This window comes from Yaniella sp., from assembly GCF_030453185.1.
In the GTDB taxonomy this organism is placed as follows: Bacteria; Actinomycetota; Actinomycetes; order Actinomycetales; family Micrococcaceae; genus Yaniella.
The window spans coordinates 1-4,259 of sequence record NZ_JAKDKW010000125.1 but is presented as its reverse complement, the minus strand read 5'-3'; the positions used below and the strand labels follow the sequence as shown (position 1 = coordinate 4,259).

At 58.6% G+C, this 4,259-nt stretch carries 4 protein-coding genes; 2 read left to right on the top strand and 2 right to left on the bottom strand.

The genetic code is table 11. From position 1 onward, the window contains the following. The first annotated feature begins 34 nt into the window (after positions 1 to 34). Both L0H14_RS11965 and L0H14_RS11960 read left to right on the top strand, forming a co-directional pair. On the top strand, positions 35 to 1,948 hold the full coding sequence (locus tag L0H14_RS11965) for an alkaline phosphatase (protein ID WP_301421942.1): 1,914 nt from the start codon (positions 35 to 37) through the stop codon (positions 1,946 to 1,948). A gap of 143 nt (positions 1,949 to 2,091) precedes the next feature. Further along, the gene (locus L0H14_RS11960; RefSeq protein ID WP_301419811.1) at positions 2,092 to 3,168 is read left to right on the top strand and encodes a DUF916 domain-containing protein; all 1,077 of its coding nucleotides are present in this window, start codon (positions 2,092 to 2,094) and stop codon (positions 3,166 to 3,168) included. 62 nt (positions 3,169 to 3,230) lie between these two features. On the opposite strand, the gene L0H14_RS11955 is transcribed toward L0H14_RS11960, so the two are convergent. Further along, complete coding sequence (locus L0H14_RS11955) at positions 3,231 to 3,764, bottom strand: GNAT family N-acetyltransferase (RefSeq protein ID WP_301419813.1); 534 nt, start codon at positions 3,762 to 3,764, stop codon at positions 3,231 to 3,233. Positions 3,765 to 4,047: 283 nt separating this feature from the next. Continuing rightward, positions 4,048 to 4,259: hypothetical protein (locus tag L0H14_RS11950; protein ID WP_301421941.1), on the bottom strand; the 212-nt coding region annotated here is incomplete at its 5' end.

The following is a 4,259-nucleotide window of genomic DNA, read 5'->3' as shown; positions in this document are numbered from 1 at the left end:
AAACCTCTCATCATCATGAACGGAAGATTCCTACATGTCGAAGATTTATCTACAGCGCGCCGCGACCGGTGTGCTGGCAGCCGCAGTGGTGGCTGGTGCCGGAGTTGCACCTGCCCATGCAGATCAGAACAATCCCGAGGCCCCCAAAAACGTGATCGTTATGATCGGTGACGGTATGGGCTACAACCACGTGGTCAACACCAACCTGTATGAAACCGGTCAGTCTCAATACATCACCTCAGGCGATGCCGGTGACGTGACCGAACACGATGGCGACCCCGTCCAGGTCTACGAAAACTTTAATCACTTGGGTCTGACCACCACTTCGCTCGACACCCTTGCGGCAGGCAAGGAATACGATTCCGCTGGCGCATGGGGCGATTTTGACTGGGCCAAAGACACCCCGACTGACTCGGCTGCTGCCGGTACAGCCATGGCCACCGGTACCAAAGTCAACAACGGCGCCCTCAACGTGGACCCTGAAGGCAACGAGCTGAAGACCATGTCTGAATTGGCTCACGAAACCGGTCGCTCCGCCGGCGTTGTCTCCTCGGTGCAGTACAGTCATGCCACTCCAGCGTCCTACGCAGTATCCAACCCGGACCGTAACGCGTACACAGCAATCGGTGACTCCATGGTCAACGCCGAATACCTCGACGTCGTCATGGGTGCCGGTCACCCAGGGTATGACGATAGCGGTCAGGAAAAAGCGGCTGACTACCAGTTTATCGCTGAAGACACCTTCAACTCGGTATCCAACGGTGACACCGACTGGGACTACGTTGAGTCCAAGGGCGATTTCGAAGCACTCGCCAACGGCGAGATCGAAACCGATAAGGTCTTCGGTCTGGCGCAGGCTGAAACCACCCTGCAGCAGGCACGTGAAGGCGACTCCGAAGGTACCCTGCCGGGCGAAGTTGCCTACAACGACAACGTTCCAGATCTGCCAACCATGTCCGAAGGTGCCTTGAACGTGCTGGGCCAGGATGAAGAAGGCTTCCACCTGATGATCGAAGGTGGCGCAATCGACTGGACCGGTCACGCCAATGAGACCACCCGCAACATCGAAGAAACCCAAGACTTCAACAAATCCGTTGAATCAGTGGTCAACTGGGTCGAAGAAAACTCCTCGTGGGACGAAACCCTGCTCGTGGTCACCGCTGACCACGAAACCGGTTACCTCGGCGGTGCCGAAGATGACCCTGGATTCACCGAAATGTACGGTGACCAAGGCGAACTGCCAACTGTGGGCTGGTTCTCCGGCAACCACACCAACCACCTGGTCCCATACTTCTTCAAGGGTGCCGGCTCGGATGCCATCATGAACTCCACCGTCGGTGAAGACGACGTCCGTGGTAGCTACATCGACAACACCACCGTTGCGAACCTGTTCAAAGACGAGCTCTGGGTTGAAGACGACGGCTCCGAAGAACCACCTGCTGAAGGCGACATCCCAGTTGAAGCCGAAATCCAAGGCCTCGGTAACGACAATGGCGGCGAAAACCCTGATCCAGGCTCCCTGGTCCTCTCAGTTTCTGATGGTTCCGCTGCTCTGGGCAACCAGCGCAATGCTGGTGACCGTCTGCGTATGACCGGTGAAATGCCATCCGTTGCGGTGACCGATACTCGCAACGAAGCCAACGGTTGGTCGGTTGCCGGGCAGTCCTCGGACCTGACCGCCGGTGACGAAAGTGTTACCGCTGATCACCTCGGTTGGGTGCCAAGCGTCGTTGACGAAGAGCAAAACCCGATCCCAGGTGGCACAGTCGCCGGTACCCTTGCCGGTGGTGAAGGCCTGTCCGCACCACAGACCCTTGGTCAAGCCGATGCTGAAAACCGCATGGGCTCCACCGAATTGGCCGCTGACTTGAACCTCGAAGTCCCAGTCGACACCGAAGCCGGCACCTACGAAGGCGCCCTGTCGGTATCACTGTTCCCAGTTGACTAACACTCAGGTTCAGCCACGCTAACCCACCACGCACACTCTGTGCATTCCATACGACGTCGGTTTGCCGTCGGCCCGCTGCACGCGGTTCCGTGGCGCCGGCGTCGTTGGTATTTCCTTGAGCTTCACTGACGAAAGACCCTGACATGTCCTCGAAATCTGCTATCACCGCCCACCGAACGACTTTCAGCGCCCTGTTCGCGGTACTGCTGGTGCTTGTGGCGAGTACGCTTTGTGCGCTTCCGGCCGCCGCTGACGGCGAAGAAGCACCACCCACCGTGTGGTCGCTGACCCCTGCCCCGCAGGATGGTGAAGACGACCGGGTGTCGTTCCGCTTCGATGTCCCCCCGGGGGAAAACGCCGAAGACGCTGTGGAACTCACCAACTTCTCCGCCCAGGAAGCCACCTTCACTCTGGAAGCCGCCGACGGCGTCGTCTCGGATTCCGGGGTTTTCGATATTCTGCGCCCCGGTGAAGAGAATGCGGCAGCGGGCCAATGGATTGAGTTGGACCAACAAGAGGTCACCGTCCCGGCCGATGAGACCGTGACGGTTCCGTTCACCATCACCGTGCCAGAAAACGCGACCCCGGGCGATCAGCCGGCTGGTATTGCAGCCTCGGTTTCCACTGGCGATAGCGAAGACGTCTCCATGGTCTCGCGGGTGGGTGCACGCCTCCACTTGCGCGTGGACGGCGAGGTCGAGCCAACTCTTGCGGTGAACGATATGGAAGTCGACTACCACCAGAATTGGAACCCGTTTGCCCCCGATACCGCAACCGTGACGTATACGGTCGTAAACGACGGCAACGTTCGTCTGGGTGTTGAACAGGCGCTGCACTCCTCCGGCCCGTTTGGCATTGCCGGAGCTGATCAGCAGCCGGAACCCATCCGTGAAGTCCTACCGGGTGGCGAAGCCCAGGTTCAGGTGGAGCAGGATGTGTGGCCGCTATTCGCGCTACATTCTACGGTGGAGCTTGCCCCGCAGATCGTTGGCGAGGATGAATTCGACGCTGAGTTGACGACAAGTTCTGGTGAAACTACTGTCGCGGCGATCCCGATTCCGCAGTTGATCGTGCTGCTGATTCTCGGTGTGCTCATCTGGTGGCTGGTATCGCGCAAGAAGCGCAATCAGAAGAAATTCGATGCAGCCGTGGCTGCGGCAGCTGCTGAACGCAATGGCGAACCAGGCGATGACGACGCAATGACTGCTTCACGTGCATAGCAACGCGGAGGGCCCTGAGCTTGGTTCGGCGATGCACTGACGGCGCACATGACATCTGGGTGTTAGGAGCGAAGGATGCGGCGGTAGTGCACGTGTGGTGCTTGTTCTCCCGAGGGCGTCTTGTCCATACCGCGGGCGACTTCTTCAAACCCTGCACGCTCCACAACATACTTCGAGGAATAGTTGTCTTCCACGGTTCGTGCGACTAGTTCGTGCAGTCCACTTTGCTTGGCAAATACGGCAGCAAGGTTGAGGGCTCCCAGCGCATGGCCTGAGCCCCGTTCTTGGGGGAGGAGCCATACCCCGATTTCGGCGCTTTCTCTGGTGGCATTGAACAACACCAAGCTGCCGAGGAAAGTGTCCGCGTCATTGACAATGCTCAGCAATCCCAGGTCGCCGCGTGTGATGCCTTGCGGTGCGATTGTCTCGACTAGCTGTGCAACCGAGCGCTCAGTATGTTTTGCTGCAGGTAGGTAGCCGAACTGTTGGATTAGGGGATCCTGGACGGCCGCGAGGTAGCGTCCGGTATCTTGCGCCGCGAATATCCGCAGTGTGCGAATGCCGTCGCTCATGGGCAGGAACGAGGGATTTAACATATTCCCAAACTACTATGATCCGTGGTATAGGACCATGGCTGGGGTTGGTGAGCTGTCTGCTCGCCATCTTGCCGGTAAAGTCGGAGTGCCATGCCCGTTGCAATTAGCACAGCATCGCAATATCCGCTTCACCTGGTTCTGGCCAGACCACTTCGCTCCCACCATGGTGTGGAGTCTGCGTTGATGAAGAATGTCGGTCAAGACTTCAAGCAGCGGTACCTTTGTAACGCTAAGTAAGCGTGTGCTCAAGCAAGCGGCCGTCTCGTGTTTTGGGCGATCGTGATTAGGCGGCGAGGCGGAGGGTCAGGGTCGATTGCGTGGTCTTGGCAAAGCAGGGCGTTGAGGCCCTGACTTTGGGTCGGGGTTCTTCCTCGGGTGGTTCCTGTTTGTCGGGTGGGATGCCCTCCAGCACAGGGCTGGTGTTTTTGGCGTACCGGTGCCCGGTGGGTGTGATCACCGAAAGGTGTTCGGGTGTTGTCTGGTGTGTCCACCCGG

What these genes read in the sequence shown, in the direction of transcription:
- L0H14_RS11965 (WP_301421942.1), top strand. Translation starts at nt 35, where the DNA reads ATGTCGAAGATTTATCTACAGCGCGCCGCGACCGGTGTGCTGGCAGCC.
- L0H14_RS11960 (WP_301419811.1), top strand. Translation starts at nt 2,092, where the DNA reads ATGTCCTCGAAATCTGCTATCACCGCCCACCGAACGACTTTCAGCGCC.
- L0H14_RS11955 (WP_301419813.1), bottom strand. Translation starts at nt 3,764, where the DNA reads ATGTTAAATCCCTCGTTCCTGCCCATGAGCGACGGCATTCGCACACTG.